Genomic DNA, 22,589 nt, shown 5'->3' with positions numbered 1-22,589 from the left:
TGCGGGTGACTTTTTTGGGGAAATGGGTCTATTCGAAACGAATGCACAACGTACTGCGGAAGTCCGTACGCGCGATGTGTGTGAAATTGCCGAAGTGACTTATGAAAACTTCCACGAACTCAGCAAGCAATATCCAGACTTGAGCTATGCTGTATTTGCACAGTTGGTCCGTCGTTTGAAAAATACGACACGTAAAGTGACTGACTTAGCATTTATTGACGTATCAGGCCGTATCGCGCGCTGTTTGATCGATCTATCTTCGCAGCCAGAAGCGATGATTCTTCCAAATGGCCGTCAAATCCGTATTACACGTCAAGAAATTGGCCGTATTGTGGGTTGTTCGCGTGAAATGGTTGGCCGTGTTCTAAAAACGCTTGAAGAACAAGGCATGATCGAAACAGATGGTAAAGCAATTCTTATTTTTGATGCATCATTAGAACAAAATAATGACTTCACATCTGAAGAATTTGATGACGAAGAATAAGTTCTTCTGAATCACTAAAAAAGCAAATCTTCGGATTTGCTTTTTTTATATCTTGAATTTTTAAATGCTGAAAAATTCAACGACATCACATGTGTAGATTTCTGCAAAACTTGGATAAAAATATGATTTTTGCCAAGGGAATAATTAGAGTAGTCTTAAATTGGATTGAACAAGACCTTATTTAAAGTTCAGGCTCATTGAATTGAGTACGAACATGGAAGTAAACAATATGCAATATAAAGCACTGGGCCAATCTGGCATTCTGGTTCCTGAAATTTGTTTAGGCACAATGACCTTTGGCGAACAAAACACTCAAGCCGAAGGTTTTGCACAATTAGACTATGCCTTAGCGCATGGCATAAATTTTTGGGATACGGCTGAAATGTATCCAGTACCACCCAAGCCTGAAACGCAAGGTTCAACCGAACAAGTCATAGGCAATTGGTTGGCACAGCATGGTGGCCGAGACAAAATTATTTTAGCCAGCAAAATTGCAGGACCTTCACAGGGCGGTAGTCAAATTCGAAATGGTCAAACCCGCTTTATTGCCAGTGAAATTGAATCTGCGCTTGATGGTTCTTTAAAACGCTTACAAACAGACTATATCGATTTATACCAATTGCACTGGCCACAGCGCCCAGCCAATTTCTTTGGCACATTGGGTTATGGCAATGCAGAAGCCAATGATCCACGAGAAGTCACAGCACTTGAAGAAACCCTAGTTGCATTGAGTGATGAAGTGAAAAAAGGCCGTATCCGTCATATAGGCTTATCTAATGAAACGCCGTGGGGCACTTTAAAGTTTTTACATCTGGCAGAAAAGCTTGGCCTAGAAAAAATAGTCAGTGTACAAAATCCATATAGCTTGCTTAATCGTAGTTATGAAATTGGTATGTCTGAAATTGCCAAGTATGAGGGCGTAGGTTTACTGGCGTATTCACCTTTGGCATTTGGTTATTTAACGGGTAAATTCCGCCATGGCGCACGTCCAGCCAATGCACGTGTGACTTTGTACTCACGCTTTAGTCGTTATAGCAACCCAGAGAGTGAATGGGCGACCGAGCAGTATGCGCAACTTGCTGAACAACATGGTCTCAGCCTGACTCAATTGGCATTAGCTTTTATTAAACAGCAGTTCTTTGTCAGCAGTACCATTATTGGCGCAACCAATTTAGATCAACTCAAAGAAAATATTGATGCCTTCACCATAGATCTGTCAGCAGAGCAATTACAAGGGATTGAAGCAATTCATCGCCAACAGCCAAACCCAGCACCTTAACTACATGTAGATGTCTACCGCTAAAATGCCTTCCAATTGAGAAGGCATTTTAAATTTTGGTTTTCATTTTTATCAATGAAGCGTAAGTGAGTGCTTTGTTCATTAAAGTGCAATCAAAAATGTCATAAGATTGTATTTAAATGCCAATGTCGTCTAGCGGATATAAGCGCATATTAAGCAAATACGATCTCGTCTTTTATACAGTGCGATACAGATTTTGATCTGCCAATCTAAGGTTTAGGGCCGAGCTAAGATTTTTTTAAATCCACTGCTTGAAATTATGATCACTTGTACCAATATTAATATTGAGTTACATCTAAAATATAAATTAAGTTTTTGAAAAATATAATAAAAATAATCTTGAAATACCCAATTTCACACCCATATATGTATCAAGTTAAAAATTTGTTGTGAGGAATAACAAGAATGCGTTTTGAAAAATTCACAAACCGCCTACAGCAAGCATTATCTGATGCACAATCATTGGCTGCGGGCAAAGATCATACGGCAATTGAAGGCATTCATATTTTATCGGTACTACTTGAAGAGCCGTCAAATCAAAGCCTACTTCAGCAAGCAGGTGCGAATTTAATTGAGCTTAAAGCCAAGTTACAGCAAGCGATGAAAGATGCAGCTACGCTGGCAAACCCAACTGGGGATATTAATCTAAACCCAGATGCAGTAAAGGCACTCAACCTCGCGGATAGTTTTGCCCAAAAAGCGGGTGATGAGTTTCTTTCTACGGATTGGGTGCTATTGGCCTTAGTAGAAACAGGTAAAACAAAAAGTATTTTAAATAGTGTGGGCGTAACAGCAGACAAGTTACGTACATCAATCGAACACATTCGAGGTGGCGAAGCAGTGATGAGTAATAACCACGAAGATCAACGTGATTCACTCAATAAATATACCCTAGACTTAAATGCACGCGCATTAGAAGGGAAACTCGATCCAGTAATCGGGCGGGACGAAGAAATTCGCCGTACCATTCAGGTGTTATCACGTCGTAGCAAAAATAACCCCGTGTTGATTGGTGAGCCAGGTGTGGGTAAAACCGCAATTGTTGAGGGATTAGCGCAGCGTATTGTGAATGGTGAAGTGCCTGAAAGCCTCAAAGGTAAGCGTGTATTATCCCTTGACCTTGGTGCGTTGTTAGCGGGTGCAAAATACCGTGGTGAGTTTGAAGAACGTCTTAAAGCCGTTTTGAAAGACTTAGCTAAATACGATGGTGAAATCATTTTGTTCATCGACGAATTACACACGCTGGTAGGCGCAGGCAAGGGCGATGGCGCAATGGATGCAGGCAACATGCTTAAACCTGCTCTTGCGCGCGGTGAGCTCCGTTGTGTCGGTGCAACTACCTTAGATGAATACCGTCAATTTATCGAAAAAGATGCAGCTTTAGAACGTCGTTTCCAAAAGGTGTTGGTCGATGAGCCAAGCGTAGAAGATACGATTGCCATTTTACGTGGTTTGAAAGATAAATACGCGACGCATCATGGTGTGCAAATTCTAGACTCAGCAATTATCGCTGCGGCAAAAATGTCACACCGTTATATTACAGATCGTCAATTGCCAGACAAAGCTATTGATTTGATTGATGAAGCGGCATCGCGGATTAAAATGGAAATTGACTCAAAACCTGAGCCATTGGACCGTTTAGACCGTCGTTTAATTCAGTTAAAAATGCAACTTGAAGCGGTGAAAAAAGATGCAGACTCTGTATCTAAAGTAGAAGTTGAACACCTTGAAAAGCAAATTGCTGAAGTTCAAAAAGAATATAGCGATTTAGAAGAGGTTTGGATTGCTGAAAAACGCTTAGTTGATGGGACCAATCAAGCTCAAATTGAGTTAGATAAAGCCCGTACAGCATTTGAAAAAGCACAACGTGAAGGTGATTTAGCCGAAGCAAGTCGTTTGCAATATGGTGTGATTCCAGAGCTACAAAAACGCCTGAATGAAGAGGAAGTCGCAGAAGTGAATGAGGAACCTAAACTCATTCGTACCAAAGTGACTGAAAATGAAATTGCAGAAGTCGTTAGTGCTGCTACAGGTATACCCGTGGCAAAAATGCTTCAGGGTGAACGTGAGAAGTTACTCCAAATGGAAACATTCTTGCATAACCGTGTGGTAGGTCAAGACGAAGCTGTGGTTGCTGTGTCTAATGCAGTACGACGTTCACGTGCAGGTTTATCCGATCCAAACCGTCCAAGCGGTTCATTTTTATTCCTTGGGCCAACGGGTGTAGGTAAAACTGAATTAACTAAAGCATTGGGTAATTTCCTGTTTGATAGTGACGATTCGATTATTCGAATTGATATGTCAGAGTTTATGGAAAAACATTCGGTGAGTCGTCTCGTTGGTGCACCTCCGGGCTATGTAGGTTATGAAGAAGGCGGTGTGTTGACTGAAGCTGTACGCCGTAAACCATATAGTATTGTGTTGTTTGATGAGGTTGAAAAAGCGCATCCAGATGTATTTAACATCTTATTGCAAGTCTTGGATGATGGTCGTTTGACTGACTCACAAGGGCGCTTAATCGACTTTAAAAATACGGTGATTGTCATGACTTCGAACCTAGGTTCAAGTGATGTACGAGAACTGGGCGACAATGCAAGCGATGACGAAGTCAGAGCTGTGGTGATGGCTGCAGTGAGTGAACATTTCCGTCCGGAGTTTATTAACCGTATTGATGAGTTGGTGGTGTTCCACTCACTGAAAAAAGCACAAATACGTGGTATTGCCGACATTCAATTGAATCGTTTACGTGCTCGATTAAGTGATAAAGATATGAGTTTATCCGTAGATGACAGCGCATTTGATCAATTGATTGAGGCAGGTTTTGATCCATTATATGGTGCTCGACCATTGAAACGTGCGATTCAACAACAAGTGGAAAATAGCTTGGCGCAAAAAATATTATCGGGTGAATTTGTTCCTGGTGATACGATTTTGATCCAAGGTATAGATGGTGAACTTCAATTTTCAAAAATGAAATTAAGTTAACTAAATCACACTTTTAATAATAAAAGTGAAACCAATCTAGTTTAACTGGGTTGGTTTTTTTACATTCATCGCATTTATTGTTGAAATACGTAAAGCAGATTGCATTTCAATATTTGAACGCTCTAATATGATTCGCGTTCGTCGAGACCACGTGAGCCAAAGATAAAAAACAAAAAATAAAACCTGCTGGATAGCAGATAAAAAGGAAGTTGAAAAATGATGGAATTTAAACTCTGGCGTCAGCTGAAACGCGAGCCATATAGTGAATACCGCGATTCAGATTCAATTACAGTAAAAGAACTCAAATGTATGTATGGTATTTATCAAAAATATTATGCCAATACACGCTACGAAATTTTTGAAAAGGACTTTCTCGAAAAAACAGGCGTATTTTTAATCATTGAACCTGTTAATAAGCAAATTGTCGGTTTTTCTACAGTAACCGAGCGTGATTTTGTTGTGAATGGTAAAGCGCGACATGCCTTTTTTAGTGGTGATACCATTATTGAAAAAGAGTATTGGGGCAATCGTGCGCTGACACGTGCAATGTATCGCTATATTGTGAGCTTTAAATTACGTTATCCATTGGTACCTGTGTACTGGATTCTCATTTCCAAAGGCTTTAAAACCTATCTGCTGTTGGCCAATAACTATTACAGCTACTATCCACACTATGGTGCTAAAAATAGTCATCTTAAAGATTTTGTAGAGTCTTATTGCAAAGAATATTTTGCAGAATACTATAATGGTGAAACAGGGCTACTGAATTTTGGTGAAGATTACCAACCCCTAAAAGCCGATGTCGCACCAATTTCCAATGAGATGCGTCAAAACAACACAAAAATTGCTTTCTTTGAAGAGAAAAATCCAACATGGGTTCAAGGTACGGAATTACCATGTGTTGGGGAGTTACGCTGGAGTGACTTATATCGTTACGTTAGTCGATTTATGACCAAAACAGTGAGCGCGAGTAAGCATGACAGTAAATTTATACCTAAGCGAATGCTACGAGTTGAAACCATGAGTTCAGATTCGAAGGTGGCATAAGTTATGGGAATGATACTTGCGGCCTCGCATCGGGTTTTGGAGCTTGCCTGTCGTAAAGCGTATTTACGTTACCGCTTACAGGCTGATCAATTAGAAAAAGTACAGCGCAAAAAGCTCAAACAGTTTCTAAAAGAAAATTATTCGCAAAACTTAAGTTATGAAGATTTTGCGAAAAAGTTTCCATTAACGCGATATGCAGATTGGAAAGATAAAATTGAACAGTCGCGCCAAAGTGGAAAAAACCATTTGGCAGCCAGTAAGGTGATTCGTTTTCAGCCTACAAGTGGTTCTAGTGAGGCACTCAAGTTCATTCCTTATACGCAAAATTTTTTAAATGAACTCGATGAAGCCATAGGTCTATGGCTCACTAGTTTATATCGACAACATCCACAACTCAAAAATTCGACACATTATTGGTCGGTGTCTTGGTTGCCAGAAAGTCAGCGCCAGTTACTCGAAAACAGTAACTTAAATGATGATAGTGCATTGCTAAATGTGACAAAGCGTTTTTTAAGTAAAGTAACTCAAGCTGTGCCTGTAGAAATTGCGATGGCGGAAACAGCAGATGATGCCATGTTTGCAACGGTGACCTATTTGGTTGCTGATAAAAACTTGGGCATGATTTCGGTATGGAGTCCAACCTTTGCCTTGCAATTACTTGATATGGTACAGGAGCACCAAGAGGAAATATCTGCTGTGCTTCGAAGTGGACAATGGCAACGCAAAGGTTTAAATTTTTTACAGGCACCAAAATCATGTGAGCAAAGTTATAAGCTCAACTTGATGGATTTTTCCAACCCCAAGTGCTGGAAAAAGTTATGGTCAAAGCTTAGTTTGATTTCTAGCTGGGATACTGCGAGTGCACAGCAATGGGCATTACAACTGCAACAACGCATTGCAGATGTTGCTTTTGAAGGCAAAGGCCTATGGGCAACTGAAGGCGTGGTGACAATTCCATTTGCAGACAAATTTCCACTCAGTTATCAGTCGCATTTTTATGAGTTTTTATTACAAGATACGGTGCAAGCCATTCCTGCATGGCGCTTAAAAAAAGGCGATATTGTAAGTCCAGTGATTACGACGGGTTCTGGCCTGACCCGCTATGTGATTGACGATGAATTAGAGGTGATCGACTTTTATCATGATGTACCATGCTTCCGTTTTTTAGGGCGCAAAATGACCGTCGATTTGGTTGGTGAAAAGCTTGATCATAGTGCTGCAATCAAAGTACTGGCCGAATTTAAACAAGATGACTATTTGCCAATTAGTATTTTAGGTATTGAAAACTGTACACAAAAAAAACCGCACTACGTCATGCTCAGTGAGGGTGATCAGGCTAAAGTGCCGAGTGTGCAGGCGCTAGACCAGCTGTTAAAACAAAATTTTCATTATGAATTGGCGCGTGATTTGGGCCAATTAGATGAGCCTGAAATTAAACATGTAGCAGATGCTTGGGATTATTACAAAACCCTAGCCATGAAAAATGGCATGATTGAAGGCAATATTAAGCCTGAGCCGTTAAAGAAAATGAAAACAAAAATAATTTGAGAATACCGATGAGTATAGATGTATTAGAAGATCCAGTAGAAGAACGCTTATTTTACCGCTCGAACAATGAACCTAACTTCATGGTTCGCTCTGCAACACCAGCAGATGATCAACAGTTGATGCGTTTGATTGCTGAAACAGTTCCTAGCAATGGGATTACATTGTCTTATGAACGGGCACCAAGCTATATCAATGCAAGTCAGGCGCAGTACAATCGACCTGATATTAAACTTGTGGTTCCTGTTGATGATCCTGATTTGGTGATTGGGATGATGAACTTAGGTTGGCGTTACTGTTATATCAATGGCCAACCTGATTTAATGCGCTATGTGGCAGACCTGCGTATGCACCAAGAGTATCGAGGGGCGAAGGTCATGCGTTTATTGATGGATTATGTCTATGATGAAATCCCATTAGATACGATTTTCCAAAGTGTGGTTTTAGAAGACAATAAATTGGCATCGGGTATTTTGCATAACGAACGTAAAGGTTTTCCTTTACCCTATTATTATGATGATATTCGGACCTTTACGGTGTCACAGGCACAAAAACCAGAGCAATATCACCAGTTTCAATTTCGTGTATTAACCCGTGACCAAATTGATCATGCAAATGCATTTATAATTGAAATGAAAGAGTATTTTAATTTTCTTCCAAATTATGATTTTAATGCTTTGGCCGAAGGCCATCATCCTTATTGGAAAGGTATGCAATTAGATGATTTTTATTTGATGCGTGATCAAAACAATAAATTGGTAGGTATTTATGGTTTGTGGGATCAGAAAAGTTTTAAGCAAACTCGTGTGTTAGATTATTCACGCCCGCTTAAAATGATGAAGCCTTTTTATAATGCCTATGCAAAATTTCGTGGCGTGCTTTCTTTGCCTAAAATTAACGGCACCTTTGACTATTTAATGTTGCACAGTCCTTTATGCCATCCAGAGCATACGGACGTGTTTGCAAGCTTAGTATTTCATGCCAAAGAGCAGACTAAACGCCGTGGTAAAGAAACTTATTGCATTACTTTGGCACAAAATGACCCGCGTATTGCATGGATGAAAAATACCACATCACATATTTTAAAAGCTAAGCATTATTTACATAGCTTTAAAGCGAAACCCTATGACAAATTAGATCGTAGTCGAATCACATATTTTGATGTAGGCCGTATTTAAACGAACTTATGTAAAATTCAGTTTGAGCAAAAACTACCGTTAGGTGGTTTTTGTATTTATGCTGGATCAATGTTTTTGATTTATTTACATATAATTAATAAGAAAATAGAATTAAAAACAGGGATTAAAAAAGTGTAATTAGAATGAAAGTTGTATTAATTATGGTGTTGTATAGCCTTTTGCTGACTTGGGGTACAGGAAAGGTATTGGATGCGATGTCTCCTGCATTGGATACTTTTGGACTAATCTTTGGGTTTATTGTTATTTATTTCATTTTAAATTTTTACTATTCGCAGTTAAAACAAAACTATGATCAAAAAGTACAACAACATTATCTTAAGCTTCAAAACTTTGATTGGTACTGCCAAAAATTCCCAGACTCGCATAATGGTAAAGGTGGAAATATTTGTTGCAATCGTTGTAAGAGCCGATCGATTCAAACAGAAAGTATTTATAACGACGGATCATACTTGATGTTTAATTGTCGAAATTGTGGCAATACCTTGTTTTACACAAAACAGGGAATCACATCATGAGTATACATTGCTACTTTGGAGATTTCAGTTCGCATACGCAAGAGCTGCGAATGTTAGATTCATTTTTGAATCAATTACAACTCGATTGGGCGACCGAAAATAAATGGATATATATCATTTATAATGCCATTTGGGATGGTCAAGAAATTGACATGGTTTGTTTTACTGAACATGCGATTGTGGTTGCCGATTTCAAAAATTACACAGGCAAGTTGGGTGGCAAAGAAAATGGCCCTTGGACAATGCTTACACCCAGTGATGAAATGATAGAAGTAAAAGGAGGGAATCAACTCAATCCTTTTGTGCAAATCCGAAAAAATAAATACGTGGTCATGGAGTGGTTAAATGCACAGCAGTTTTTTAGCCAAGATAATTTAGGCTTTATTTCTGGCGCGATTTTTTTTACCGAACTTATAGAGGTTAATCTCGCGCTTTCTAATTCGGTACAGAAGTGGTTGCATGTATCGGACATTCCGCATGCTAGCGAGTTGTTCTCTCATATTCATTCTCCGCAAATCGCATTGACTGAAGTTGAAGTGTTGGCGCTGATTGAGCGTTTAAATGTGACACCACATGAGTGGAAACATCAAGCACCGCAAGAGATTCGTTACCAACCGTTTAAACACCCTGTACAGGAAGATCCACTTAACACTTTGACCTATGTCACTGCAACACACGACCTCACTCAAGAAATTGAAGCAACAAAGCCCGTGTTTGTTACTCAAGTGATTTTGCCTTTGGTAATGGCACTTGTTTTATCTTTTGTGATTAGTGGTTTATATCGTCAAGGTGCGTTTAATGGTGTACAGGACTTTATGTTGCAAGCAGTATGGCAAGCTTTTTCTAAGCCAAAAAATCACACGACAGATGTAGAGGATGCAGAGCCAGAAACGACACAATTAGTGACTCAAGCTACGCAGTCCAAATTAAAGCAGGCAAAGCTTGATCAACAAACAGTTTCAGAGAGTCCAGCATCGAATAAGGTTCAGTCTATTAAGAGTGATCAAGCAGCGCATAAGGCTTTACCAATCTCTGAATTATCCCAATTTATAAACGCAGACTCTAAGCAAAATACAATATTTGGCTTTGTACTCGGTCAGAGTCGTTATGCAGAGGTCAGTCAGCAATTAACTGAGTTAAAAAATGTGCAAGCCAATAGTTTTGAGGGAACTGTGATTGCCAGTGCTATTAACCCGAAGCAAATTTTGATCAATGGCCCAGCCATAGAATTTGAGCGCTTAAAGCAAGTACATTTCTTTTTTGATCAACAACATGTATTAAGTGCAGTACGCTTTAGTCTAAATAGTGCATTTGAAGACCAATATAAAGATACGTTTTATGCGCAAACTCAGACCTTGAAGCGGCTCAAGTTTGAAAAACTCAAAGGCGAAGTTCCACACGTGGGGGACATGTATGCAACGTTCAAGCGTAAGCAAGATTATGTCCACGTGGTGCAATATCACATGGGCGGTTTTCAAGTGCATGTGACATTTATGACGCCATCGGTATATCAGAAACATATTGTTGGGCAAGAGCTTCAAGCATCTGCGCTGTTTTAATTAGGTTTTAAAGAATGATGTAAAAAGCCTTTTAAAAGATGTGTTCACTCATATTTTGAATGGTATTTGCAAATCGTTTTAAGCAATTGCATTCCATTCCATAAAAAAAAGAGGCCTTTATAGGCCTCTTTTTTAGATCTAAAGACGATCTAAATTACACTGGCGGATGAGTGATTTTCCATGCGCGGTGAATTTTGGTATTACGTTTGAAGTCAAAACCAATAGTTTCGTTGCTGATTTCTTTCACATCAAACATCGCTTCGATTTCTTCGTTCATCTCAAAACCACGGTAGTTATTTGAGAAGTATAAAGTACCTTCAGTGGTTAAGCGGTTCATGGCACGTTTAATCAATGAAATGTGGTCACGTTGTACGTCAAAGGTACCGTAGAATTTCTTTGAGTTTGAGAATGTTGGTGGATCAATAAAGATCAAGTCATATTGTTCATGACCTTCTTTTAACCATTCAAAACAATCGCTAGCAAAGAATTGATGTTGTTCATCTGCATGATCAACAGTTAAACCATTGAGCACGAAGTTTTCTTTAGACCAGTTTAGGTAGGTATTTGAAAGATCGACACTTGTTGTGCTGGCAGCACCACCTAAGGCAGCATGTAAACTCGCTGTAGATGTGTAGCTATACAAGTTTAAGAAATGCTTACCGCGTGCTTCTGCAGCAATACGTAAACGCATTTGACGGTGGTCAAGGAACAAACCTGTATCTAAATAGTCGGTGAGGTTAACTAAAATTTTAGCTTTACCTTCTTGGACGATAAAACGTTTAGATGCAGTACTTTGTTTTGCATACTGAGTTTTACCTTCTTGGCGTGCGCGGGTCTTAATAAAGATCGCATCGCGTGGTAAACCTGTAACAGCACGAATAGATGCCAATGCCAAGTTAAAGCGTTTTTTTGCTTTTTCAGGGTCGATTGTTTTTGGTGGCGCATATTCTTGTACATGCAGGCGATCACCGTATAAATCGACAGCGACATTAAAGTCTGGTAAGTCAGCATCATAAAGGCGTAAGCAGAAGACATTTTCTTTCACAGCCCATTTTTTCAGGTTCTGCATGTTCTTTTGCAAGCGGTTGGTAAAATCTTGCGCACCTTCAATGGCTTCAAACTGTTGCGGTTGCCAAGTTGCCAAGAAAGGCTGTGCAACTGCAGTAGGTTTGATTACACCAAAGCGGATATAAATAGGTAATTTACCATTCATTAAGCGCAAAATTTGTGGCTCATCAAAAGCCAGAACATCGGCCTGTTCAACGGCAGCTGCAATAACTGCTGCATATTGATTTGGGAAATTCTTTTGCAAGAGTGCAGAAAGGCCCAAATACAATGCACGGTTAGATGCTTTGTCACCTAAACGTTCGCCGTATGGCGGGTTCGTTACGACGAATGAACGCTTACCAACAGCTTGGAAGTCTGGCCAGTCAGCCAAAGTACGTTCTTCAATTTTGATTTGATCGAGTACAGATTCAAAACCAGCAGCAATAATGTTTTGTTTGGTGGCTTTTACGGCTTCCCAATCTGCATCATAAGCATAAAACTGAGGTAATGGTTGTGCTAAAGCTTGAGCATGACGCTCAGCAGCTTCCGCTTTAATGCTCATCCAAAGTTCATGGTCATGACCGTTCCAACCATTAAAACCAAAACGACGCACTAAACCAGGCGCACGATCAGTCAAAATCATCAGTGATTCAATAATAAACGTACCAGAACCACACATTGGATCTAGGATAATTTCAGGATTACGTTCTTTTAGTTTTGCTTTTTGCAGAATAGCGGCTGCTAAGTTTTCTTTGATTGGCGCATCCGTCATATAACGACGGTAACCGCGTTTATGTAATGAGTCACCTGATAAGTCTAGGCAGTAGGTGTGTTCTTTTTTGCCCGCCAATACATAAAGTGTGATTTCAGGTTGCTTAATATCGATGCTTGGACGTTTGCCAACCGCTTCCATGAATGAGTCAACAACACCATCTTTCACACGTAAAGTTGCAAATTGGCTGTTAACTTTAATATCACGCTCAATATGTAGGCGTACAGCAAAGGTACTTTGTGGTGCAAAAATAAGCGACCAGTCAAAGTTAATTGCACCCTCATAGAGCTCTTCGGCAACATCACGCGCATCGTGAGTGAAATCAAGTTCATGTGTATGGATTGGTGTTAATACACGTGATGCAAGACGTGACCACATACAAATGCGGTAAGCATCTTCAAGTGTGCCTTTGAAAACCAAACGACCCGGGAATTGTTCAATATTTTGAACACCTAAACCTTCAATTTCCTCGCGGAGTAAGGTTTCAAGTCCATCTGCACAGGTGACCCAATATGTAGAAAGACGCGGTTTCGAATTCATGTAAATTTCCAAAAGCAAAAAAAGCAATCGACTATTTTAACGTATTTTCGACTATTTGGGCGCTTCATCTGCATAGGATCATTAAGAAATATTCAACTTTTAGCACAATCTCTGAAATTAGATATTGGTATTAATCAAGTGAGAATTTATGTGATTGGTATGTGTTTTGCTTAGTTACTGCTCGCGCCTGAGTATCTCCAGATATTCAGAGTTTTGCGCTTTTGAGATCATTTATTAAAAGGGGAATATGATGCAACATGTCGAACAAGCCAGTAGTTCAGAAATATTTTCAGTTGCAACACTTTTATATGCACGAATGCGCCGTTTAGGTGTTCGTGTCATTGATGTGATGTATATGGTCGAGAATAAACAATATGCATATCACGTGATTAAGTTGGCTTTACAAGCACATGATACAGAACTTGATCGTTTAAGTGTTCGTTTACAGTTGATGATGGAGTTGGATGTAGAAGATGAAACACAAGTTGAATTGCCTGTCGCTGATACGCTTGTGGCTGAAATGAAAGAGGATCAAGAAGATCCATACTGCGAAGCAACAGAGGATGAGATTTATAAGGCGCAAGTTTCACACCATTATATTGGCGCTTTACGCTAGAGCATGATGCAGATATAAAGGCTGTTTTGCTCGCTGATGCGTATAATTTTAATACGTTTAGCTCTTACTTTAGAGAGTGAGGGCTAGATCGTTAAGTCGCGATCAGACAATACAGCAAAGGACTCATTATAATGATTTTGTTTAAATTATCTAATTGAATTTATACATAGGAATATAGAATTCTATTTTTTATTTCGGCTGAGCTTTGGTGCGATTGCTGAAAACTTCAACTGCCAATTTGCTAGATTCTCTGTATAATGCGTTAACTTAACGATAAGGAATCTCTCATGCACTTGGCGGCATTGCATACACCGAGCCAGATTCAACTCAACCAAGATGGTCACTTAAAACATTTCCTTACCATCGAAGGTCTTTCTAAAGAAACTCTCACAAAAATATTGGACACTGCACAGTCCTTTTTTAATGACCAAAATCAGCTTATTACCAATAATCTTCTTGAAGGCCGTACGGTAATGAACCTGTTTTTTGAAAATTCAACACGTACGCGTACCACATTTGAAGCTGCTGCAAAGCGCTTATCTGCCAATGTACTCAACATTGATATTGCACGTTCAAGTACATCAAAAGGCGAAACACTGCGTGATACGCTGTGGAATTTAGAAGCAATGGCGACGGATATTTTCGTAGTTCGTCATTCCTCTTCAGGTGCTGCTCACTTTATTGCAAAAGACGTTTGTCCAAACATTGCCATTATTAATGCAGGTGATGGTCGACATGCACATCCAACCCAAGCCATGTTGGATATGCTGACGATTCGCCGTGAAACTAAAAAGAATTTTGAAGATATTAGCATTGCCATTATTGGTGATATTAAACACTCGCGTGTTGCGCGTTCAGATGTTGCTGCACTGCAAACCTTAGGTTGTAAAGATATTCGTGTGATTGCACCAAATACACTTCTTCCTTATGGATTTGATGAATATGGCGAAGGTATTCGTCTATTTAATAATATGGAAGATGGCATTAAAGATTGTGACGTGATTATTACTTTACGTATTCAAAATGAACGTATTGATTCACCAGCGCTGTCTTCACAAGCTGAATTTTACAAAATGTATGGCTTGAACAAAGAACGTCTTGCGATGGCAAAACCAGATTGTATCGTGATGCATCCTGGGCCAATGAACCGCGGTGTAGAAATTGACTCAAGTATTGCTGATGGCCCACAGTCTGTGATTTTAAATCAGGTAACGAACGGTATTGCAGTGCGTATGGCAGTTTTGGCTTTAGCAATGCAAGGTCAATTAGAAGAGAAAGGTTTGTTAGAAGCGGTTGCGGGATAAGGTAGAAGTCATGACTATTGTAAAAATTGAAAATGTACGTGTCTTAGACCCGATTCAAAATACTGACAGCGTGCAAACGGTTTATGTTGAAAATGGTCAATTGGTTGGCGCGACAGACAATGTTGCTGAAACAATAAACGGCCAAGGTAAATGGTTAATGCCAACCATGGTTGACTTATGTGCACGCTTACGTGAACCAGGTCAGCAGCAACACGGTACGCTTAAATCAGAAGGTAAAGCTGCCGTTGCAAATGGTATTTTGCATGTATTTACACCACCAGATTCAAAGCCAATTGTGCAAGACAATGGCGCCCTTATTCATGGTTTAGTTGAAAAAGCCATGTTGGATGGTGGTATTTATTTACAAGTGATTGGTGCACAAACCCAAGGTTTGAAAGGACAACAACCTGCCAATATGGCGGGCTTGAAAAAAGGTGGTTGTACCGCAGTTTCAAATGCCAATGCGCCATTTGCCAATGATGATGTGGTGATTCGTACTTTAGAATATGCAGCTGGCGTCAATATGACGGTAGTATTCTATGCTGAAGAGCACCAAATTGCGAAAGATGGCTGTGTGCATGAAGGCTTTATTGCATCTCGTCAAGGGTTGCCAATGATTCCAGCTTTAGCTGAAACAGTTGCGATTGCAAAATATCTATTAATGATTGAAGCAACAGGTGTACGTGCTCACTTTGGTTTATTGTCTTGTGGCGCGTCAGTTGAACTTATTAAAAATGCAAAAGCAAAAGGTTTACCAGTAACTTGTGATGTGGCTATGCATCAATTGCATTTAACGGATCAATTGATTGATGGCTTTAATTCATTGGCGCATGTGCGTCCGCCACTTCGTGATGAACAAGACAAAGCATTATTACGTCAAGGTGTAAAAGAAGGGGTGATTGATGCGATTTGTACGCATCATGAACCGCTTAGCAGTTCTGCCAAAATGGCGCCATTTGCTGAAACACAACCAGGCTTTACAGCATTTGATACGTTCATTCCATTTGGCGTACAACTGGTTAATGATGGTTTGCTTGAGCCACTAGAATGGGTGAAAAAAGTTACACTACAGCCTGCAATTGTTGCTCAAATGCAAACGCGTTGGGAACAAGAAGCAGGTTGGGTATTGGTTGATCCAGAGCTTGAATGGACAATTACAAAAGACAGTATTGTGTCGAACGGTAAAAATACTCCACTGATTGGCGCAACAGTAAAAGGTAAAGCACTGGTGACTTTTAAGGCTTAATTAAACGCTTTATGGTGTGCTCAGTTTGTATTTAAAAAGTCAGCTTCGGCTGGCTTTTTTTATGGTGTAAATACCACTTATCAAAGAAATACAATTATTCACAATGATTTAAATATTCAGGCATACACTTTAAAAGATTAGAAAGAAAAGAAATGAAAAAAGAACAAGGCTAAACAAGGAATATACTTATGACTGATTTATTAGAGCTGTTAAAACAACAGGTTTCAGCCATTGTATTAGATGGTGAAAGTGAGCATTTATTTGAAAAAAATAATGCATTAAACCAGTTTTATCCTATTTTACTCAGTGTTTTTAAAGCAAAGCCTGGCTTAATTGCCAGTTTGGCAGATCAGCTCAATCCACGTTTAATTGACATCTTTCAGTCTAATATTGGATTGAAAGAAAAGTTTTTGGACACTGTTTCAGGTGCTGCACCTGCACCAGAAATTGAACACACTTTAAATAAATCCATTATGCCAGTAATGGGTTTTTTACAATCTGAAGCAGGCTCATCTGCCCCTGATGCGATTGTACATTTGATTGAAACCCATTTTGATGGAATCAAAAGGGCCTTACCACAGTGGGCAGCTGGAATGTTGGCCGCTTTAGGTATTAATACGGCTATAGGTGAAACAGTACATCAGGCAGAAGTAAGACATGTAACAGAGCCTGTGGAAGAAAAAAAATCAGGTTCTTGGATCGCATTGATTGCCTTGGTTATTTTGGCTTTGCTGGCAGGCTTTTGGTTTAAATCTTGCTCTGAACGTAAGCAAGCGGAGACGGTTACTCCTGTACAAAGTAGCAGTAATCAACCTGCCAAATTCCAATTGAGTACCAATGCCCAAGGTGAACTATCGACTTGTCAGATTTATGTTAATAATGCCTCATATATGAATATTTTACAAAATGAGGTTAAACAAATTTTTACCCATCCAACAGGTTGTGGTGCCGAAACTGATGCGGCATACCATACGCAATTTATCGATCAGGAATCGATTCCATCGGTATTAAAATTGTTCAAAGTGGTGCCAAATGCCTCTTTAACATGGATGGGCGATCAACTCTCTATACAAACAGCCAATAATGCAGATGCAAATCGGTTGATATCACAAGTACAAGGTCTCGTGCCAAATATGAAGGTGGTTGGGCAACAACCCGTCGATATTAACAGTACAGTAGATAACAGTATTAGCAATGCACAAAAAGCCTTGGCAAGCATTAATCCAGATAAAATCCGTGCTTTGGATGTAGCAACTGCATTAAATATGCAAATTATTAATTTTGCTTCAGGTTCAAGTGAAATTCCAAAAGCAAATCAATCGATTTTGGATCAGGCAGCTGCACTCATGCAACGTGCATCGCAAGTACAACTGACTATCAAAGGGTTTACAGATTCTGTTGGTAATGCTGAAGCCAACAAAGCTTTGTCTTTAAAACGTGCCGAAGCAATTAAAAATTATTTAGTTGCAAAAGGAGTCGACCCAGCACAATTGAAAGCCGAAGGTTATGGCCAAGAGCAACCAAAAGCAGACAATTCAACACCAGAAGGTCAATTCCAAAACCGTCGGATTGAATTTGAAGTGTTAAATACAGAGACGGGTAAAGTACGTGAAGTCACTAATCAAGGTGTCACTGAAGTGAAATAGTGTGTGTGAAATAAGATCGCTCTCGATGTTACGAGGGCGATCTTGTTTTTTTGTGAAAATTTGCTTAAATTGGCCACGAATAATAACAATGTTTGGTTTAAAAAAATGAAATCTGTATTTATAGCAGGTGTGGTATGTAGTAGTTTGATACTGACTGCATGTGATTTTCGTAAAAAAGATACAACTGCAAATGAAAAAGCAAAATTACAAGATTGGAGCTGTAGTGCGCCAGCGAATGTAGAACAAATTCAAAATCATTTAAAAGAAGATTATTTATCTCAATTAGATCAACGCTTGCGCCAATCTGGCTATGAGTCTGATCAGGTTTTATTAGAAAAAATCCGTAAAAATATTAAATTTGAAATTAGCCATATTGCGACACATACAGAACAACCTGAGCAAGCAAAACAACTTGAATGTAGTAGCTTGTTGGTGGCAATTTTGCCGAAAGGCCTACAAAAGCGTGCAGAAAATGCGTATTTAGAAGAACCATGTGACGAGTGTGATGGCGAAGACACTGAATCTCCAAGTTCTTATACATTACAAGATTCAATTAAGAATGAGTGGAGTTCTTTAAAACTTCAAGACGATAAGATTAGTGGTTCAGACTTTAAATATAGCTTGGAACGCTCAGACAATGATGAAATTAGTTTGTCGGTAGAAAGTGCGAGTTTAGTGGGTTTGTCTGCTAAAATTTCAGAGTTAGCGGTAAATTTTGAGGCATATCAAAAACGTAATAAGGCCGATATTGAGGCCAACCAGCAAAGTGTAGAGGAATACAATAAAGAGAATGCTGCACAAACGGCCTTGGCGCAGAAAGCCCTCGATATCCGTCAAAAAGAAGTCGATGCAGAACAAAAAGCTGTGGTGGAACGTTTGAACAGTACATGGGATCGTTTTAGTCCAGAGCAAAAAACGGCACAACAACAAGACCAGTCTGATTGGTTCGAAAAACGTGATGTGGACTGTAAAGTAATTTCGCAAAAACGTGTATATGACTTAAAAGATAGCGAGCTTGAAACCTATCAACAGCAACATCGCTATTGGAACGATGTAATGGAAAAACAAAACCAAGCGATCCAATATAGTCAGTGTTTTGTGCAAAAAACCAAAGAGCGTACAGTATATTTGAATAACCTATTTAATTAAGCATTAGCGCTCTTTCAAAAATTAAAAAATGAACATTAATTGGTACTTAAATTATCAATGAAAGTCCCTTCTCCCTTTGGGATGAGGAATACATTCCGCAAGAGGATGAGGGGTTTTAAGTTTAAAAAACCTCTCCCTTGTGAATCAGTGCTTCTCATCTCCTCAAAGAGAGGGAATTTATATCATGAATTTTAATAGTTCAAAAAATGATTTATGAAAGAGATTTATTGAATATTCAAGCTTGAATATATAAGAAAAGTGACCACACGTTACTTTTAAAATCTGTATAAATAAAAAGGGATGAATTGAAGCATCCCTTTTTTCTTGGCATGCTTAGCTTTCAAGATGAATGAGAAGCATAAAATGCGAATTAGTTTTATTGGGGCTGGGCGGGTAGCACATCATTTTGCGCATGTATTGCAGCAACATCATCAGATTATCAATATTTATAGCCGTAGCTCTGAGGGCGCAAAGCAACTTGCGCAAGCGGTTGGCGCCGATGCCGTGGAGGACATCTCTCAATTAAACCCAAACGTAGATTTATTGATTATTGCGGTGAGCGATAGTGCAATTCGAACGGTGATTGAAGCAGTACATCCATATTTACCGCATACGCTCATTGTGCATACTTCAGGAAGTACCGACATCCAGCAGTTAACCACAGTGCATGCTCGCTCTGGTGTGTTGTATCCGCTACAAACATTTAGCATGCAACGTGAAGTCGATTGGTCGAGTACGCCTTTGTTTGTAGAAGCTGTTGAGCCGGCAGACTTAGAGACTTTAACGATGCTGGCACAGCAATTGAGTCAGCGTGTTTATCAATACGACTCTGCACAGCGCTTGAGTCTGCATTTGGCAGCGGTGTATGCCTGTAATTTTAGCAATTATTGCTATGACATGGCCAAGCAAGTGGTGGATGCCAAACAGGTCGATTTTAGTTTGCTATATCCCTTAATATTGGAGACCGCGCAAAAAGCCACTCAGTCAGATCCCCGAATGATGCAAACCGGCCCTGCGATGCGCGGTGATCAAAACATTATTGCCATGCATAGTGACATGTTGCAACACGCAGGACATGATGATTTAAAGGTAGTGTATATATTGATGAGTGAGCAAATTTTAAAACGTCATCATTCTATTTAAGTTGTAATGGAATAAATATCTAAAAGGAAAGCATTGTGGCAAAGGATTTTTGCAACCCGCAGGTGGTAGAGGGCTATGACCTGCATATCCGTAAATTGATTCCCGGTTATCAATTGGTTCATCAGCAGATTTTGGCAATACTGCAGGCGCATTTATCTCAAGATGCGCATGTGTTGATTGTTGGTGTTGGGACGGGCTACGAACTGGGCTATCTGCTACAAGCTTTTCCGCGATGCAGATTTACGGTTACAGAGCTTTCTCAGCCAATGCTGGACAAAGCCAAAGATTATGTGGCGTTGTGGAATAATGATAATCGGGTCAATTTTATCTTGGGTAGTCATATAGATTTTGAACATTCCCCTCAGTTTGATGCAGTTTTATCGATTTTGGTCACGCACTTTATTCCTTTTGAACACAAGCTGGAGTTTATGCAGGCTGCAAGACGCTGTGTGAAAATGAATGGCATCTTTTTAACATTTGATTTAACACAATTTTCTTTTAAGCAAGAAGCTGAAGCTTTACAGCAAATGTGTTTGATGAATGGGCTTTTAGAGAAGCAAGTGCAGGCGATGCAGAGCAGAATGCAGGATGATTTTTATGCATTAAGCACGCATGAAACTTTTAATCTATTACGTGAAGCTGGCTTTGTACAGGTGCACTCGTTTACTCAGGTTTTATCCTATCAAGGCTTTATTGCAGAGTATTAAACAGCTTGTTGAATTTTTTTATTGGTGACTTTTAAAAAAAGAGAGATTTATATAAAAACATAGATGTAGTGTTTGAGCATTCTGTGCTATTAAATAATTAGACACAAAAAATAAAAAGTCCAAAGGAAGAATAAAATGCAGCAGGAATTCGATTACATCATTATCGGCGGTGGTAGTGCGGGTTGTGTATTGGCCAGTCGTTTAAGCGAAGATCCCAATATTTCAGTATGTCTGCTAGAAGCTGGTGGCCAAGGAGATAGTTGGACGGTTAATGTACCTGCTGCATGTGTAATGAGTTTACCCACAAAAATTAATAATTGGGCTTTTGAAACTGTACCGCAAAAAGGACTTAATGGGCGCAAAGGCTACCAACCCCGAGGAAAATGCTTAGGTGGTTCTTCTGCTATTAATGCCATGATTTATATCCGCGGGCATCGCGCAGACTACGATGCATGGGCAGCGCAAGGCAATACTGGCTGGTCTTATGAAGAGGTATTGCCTTATTTCATTTGTTCCGAAAATAATGAACGCATTCAAAATGAATATCATGGCAATTCTGGCCCATTATCTGTGATTGATTTACGTACAGATAACCCAATTCATGCACGGTATATTGCGGCAGCCAAAAGTCAGGGTTATCGCATTTTAGATGATTTTAATGGTGCAGAGCAGGAAGGCTTGGGGGTATATCAAGTTACCCATATCAATGGTGAACGTTGTAGTGCTGCGCGTGCTTATTTATTTCCACATTTGCAACGCGCTAATTTGACGGTGTGGACCAAGGCCATGACGCACAAAATTATCATTGAGCATAAAACGGCTGTGGGGGTAGAAGTCGAGCATGCAGGTCAAGTTAAAACCATTAAAGCACGCAAAGAAGTCTTACTCAGTGCGGGTGCTATGCAGTCACCACAGATTCTAATGCTCTCTGGGATTGGAGATCAAACAGAGCTACAACAGCATGGCATTGAAGTGAAGCAGCATTTACCCGGCGTGGGCAAAAACTTCCATGATCACCCTGATTTTATTTTTGGTTATAGTGTACATGATACGCAAAATACCTTTGGTATTTCGATACCTGGCTCAATGTCGATGTTTAAGCAGATTCAGCGTTATCGTAAAGAACGTCGAGGCATGATTAGCTCGAACTTTGCTGAATGTGGTGGTTTCTTAAAAAGTGATCCAGCGTTAGAGATTCCTAACTTACAGTTACACTTTGTGGTCGCTTTGGTTGATGATCATGCTCGTAAGTTTCATGCTAGTCATGGTGTGTCGTGCCATGTATGTTTGTTAAATCCACGCAGTCGTGGCAGTGTGAAACTCAGTGGCAATAAAATCTCAGATCCATTATTGCTTAATCCAAATTTTTTAGGTGATGATCGAGATGTGGAAGATTTGGTTAAGGGCTTTAAATTAACTCGGCAATTGATGCAAGATCCAGTCCTAGCAGAAATGTACAAAGAAGATTTATTTACTTCAAATGTTAAAACGGATGAGGACATTCGAGAAATATTGCGTAATCGCGTAGATACGGTTTATCACCCTGTGGGCAGTTGTAAAATGGGGATTGATGAAATGGCTGTAGTGGACCCAGAGTTAAGGGTTTATGGTATACAAAATTTACGTGTGATTGATGCTTCAATTATGCCTTCAGTGGTCAATGGTAACACCAATGCACCTGTGATTATGATTGCCGAAAAGGCAGTTGATTTACTTCGCGAAGCAAATAAACGTCAACAAGTGGCTTAAAGAGATATGTTGTAGTACTGATATCACATTTGGTTT

General features: G+C 39.6%; 17 protein-coding genes. 16 read left to right on the top strand and 1 reads right to left on the bottom strand.

The window, feature by feature from the left end:
* The 8 genes from EXE29_RS12820 to EXE29_RS12785 all read left to right on the top strand — a co-directional run.
* A partial coding sequence (locus EXE29_RS12820; protein ID WP_130125661.1) for a helix-turn-helix domain-containing protein occupies nucleotides 1–484 on the top strand: 484 nt, incomplete at its 5' end.
* A gap of 229 nt (nucleotides 485–713) precedes the next feature.
* The gene (locus tag EXE29_RS12815; RefSeq protein ID WP_117007029.1) at nucleotides 714–1,763 is read left to right on the top strand and encodes an NADP(H)-dependent aldo-keto reductase; all 1,050 of its coding nucleotides are present in this window, start codon (nucleotides 714–716) and stop codon (nucleotides 1,761–1,763) included.
* 426 nt (nucleotides 1,764–2,189) lie between these two features.
* Nucleotides 2,190–4,769: an ATP-dependent chaperone ClpB gene (gene clpB / locus EXE29_RS12810; RefSeq protein WP_106986728.1), complete on the top strand. Its 2,580-nt coding sequence runs from the start codon at nucleotides 2,190–2,192 to the stop codon at nucleotides 4,767–4,769.
* 216 nt (nucleotides 4,770–4,985) lie between these two features.
* A complete protein-coding gene (locus tag EXE29_RS12805) occupies nucleotides 4,986–5,816 on the top strand; it encodes a hypothetical protein (protein WP_120364301.1) in 831 nt (276 codons plus the stop codon).
* Nucleotides 5,817–5,819: 3 nt separating this feature from the next.
* Nucleotides 5,820–7,364: a GH3 family acyl-acid amido synthetase gene (locus EXE29_RS12800; RefSeq protein ID WP_117007022.1), complete on the top strand. Its 1,545-nt coding sequence runs from the start codon at nucleotides 5,820–5,822 to the stop codon at nucleotides 7,362–7,364.
* Nucleotides 7,365–7,372: 8 nt separating this feature from the next.
* Nucleotides 7,373–8,539 (top strand): GNAT family protein, encoded by a 1,167-nt coding sequence (locus EXE29_RS12795; RefSeq protein WP_120364300.1) that lies wholly within the window; start codon nucleotides 7,373–7,375, stop codon nucleotides 8,537–8,539.
* A 143-nt stretch (nucleotides 8,540–8,682) separates the two neighbouring features.
* The gene (locus EXE29_RS12790; RefSeq protein ID WP_106986066.1) at nucleotides 8,683–9,075 is read left to right on the top strand and encodes a hypothetical protein; all 393 of its coding nucleotides are present in this window, start codon (nucleotides 8,683–8,685) and stop codon (nucleotides 9,073–9,075) included.
* A 50-nt stretch (nucleotides 9,076–9,125) separates the two neighbouring features.
* Complete coding sequence (locus tag EXE29_RS12785) at nucleotides 9,126–10,634, top strand: nuclease-related domain-containing protein (protein WP_165382500.1); 1,509 nt, start codon at nucleotides 9,126–9,128, stop codon at nucleotides 10,632–10,634.
* A gap of 154 nt (nucleotides 10,635–10,788) precedes the next feature.
* Here EXE29_RS12785 and rlmKL read toward each other — a convergent pair whose 3' ends face one another.
* Complete coding sequence (rlmKL, locus tag EXE29_RS12780) at nucleotides 10,789–12,993, bottom strand: bifunctional 23S rRNA (guanine(2069)-N(7))-methyltransferase RlmK/23S rRNA (guanine(2445)-N(2))-methyltransferase RlmL (protein ID WP_120364298.1); 2,205 nt, start codon at nucleotides 12,991–12,993, stop codon at nucleotides 10,789–10,791.
* A gap of 250 nt (nucleotides 12,994–13,243) precedes the next feature.
* On the opposite strand from rlmKL, the gene EXE29_RS12775 reads away from it, so the two are divergent.
* From EXE29_RS12775 to EXE29_RS12740, 8 genes are all read left to right on the top strand, one after another.
* Complete coding sequence (locus tag EXE29_RS12775; RefSeq protein WP_322898940.1) at nucleotides 13,244–13,609, top strand: hypothetical protein; 366 nt, start codon at nucleotides 13,244–13,246, stop codon at nucleotides 13,607–13,609.
* 287 nt (nucleotides 13,610–13,896) lie between these two features.
* Entirely contained in the window at nucleotides 13,897–14,913 is a 1,017-nt protein-coding gene (locus EXE29_RS12770; protein ID WP_106986061.1) for an aspartate carbamoyltransferase catalytic subunit, read from the top strand.
* A gap of 10 nt (nucleotides 14,914–14,923) precedes the next feature.
* A complete protein-coding gene (locus tag EXE29_RS12765; protein ID WP_106986060.1) occupies nucleotides 14,924–16,159 on the top strand; it encodes a dihydroorotase in 1,236 nt (411 codons plus the stop codon).
* Between the two features lie 188 nt (nucleotides 16,160–16,347).
* Nucleotides 16,348–17,805, top strand: coding sequence for an OmpA family protein (locus tag EXE29_RS12760; protein ID WP_120364297.1), 1,458 nt, complete (start codon nucleotides 16,348–16,350; stop codon nucleotides 17,803–17,805).
* 105 nt (nucleotides 17,806–17,910) lie between these two features.
* On the top strand, nucleotides 17,911–18,954 hold the full coding sequence (locus EXE29_RS12755; RefSeq protein WP_117007028.1) for a DUF1311 domain-containing protein: 1,044 nt from the start codon (nucleotides 17,911–17,913) through the stop codon (nucleotides 18,952–18,954).
* 345 nt (nucleotides 18,955–19,299) lie between these two features.
* Nucleotides 19,300–20,097 (top strand): Rossmann-like and DUF2520 domain-containing protein, encoded by a 798-nt coding sequence (locus EXE29_RS12750; protein WP_265936306.1) that lies wholly within the window; start codon nucleotides 19,300–19,302, stop codon nucleotides 20,095–20,097.
* Between the two features lie 35 nt (nucleotides 20,098–20,132).
* Entirely contained in the window at nucleotides 20,133–20,804 is a 672-nt protein-coding gene (locus tag EXE29_RS12745) for a class I SAM-dependent methyltransferase (RefSeq protein ID WP_120364295.1), read from the top strand.
* Nucleotides 20,805–20,939: 135 nt separating this feature from the next.
* A complete protein-coding gene (locus EXE29_RS12740) occupies nucleotides 20,940–22,553 on the top strand; it encodes a GMC family oxidoreductase (protein WP_120364294.1) in 1,614 nt (537 codons plus the stop codon).
* Nucleotides 22,554–22,589 lie beyond the last annotated feature (36 nt).

This window comes from Acinetobacter sp. WCHAc060006, assembly GCF_004209135.1.
Taxonomy (GTDB): domain Bacteria; phylum Pseudomonadota; class Gammaproteobacteria; order Pseudomonadales; family Moraxellaceae; genus Acinetobacter; species Acinetobacter cumulans.
Note: the sequence above shows the minus strand (reverse complement) of the source record. Positions and strands in the feature narration are given on the sequence as shown.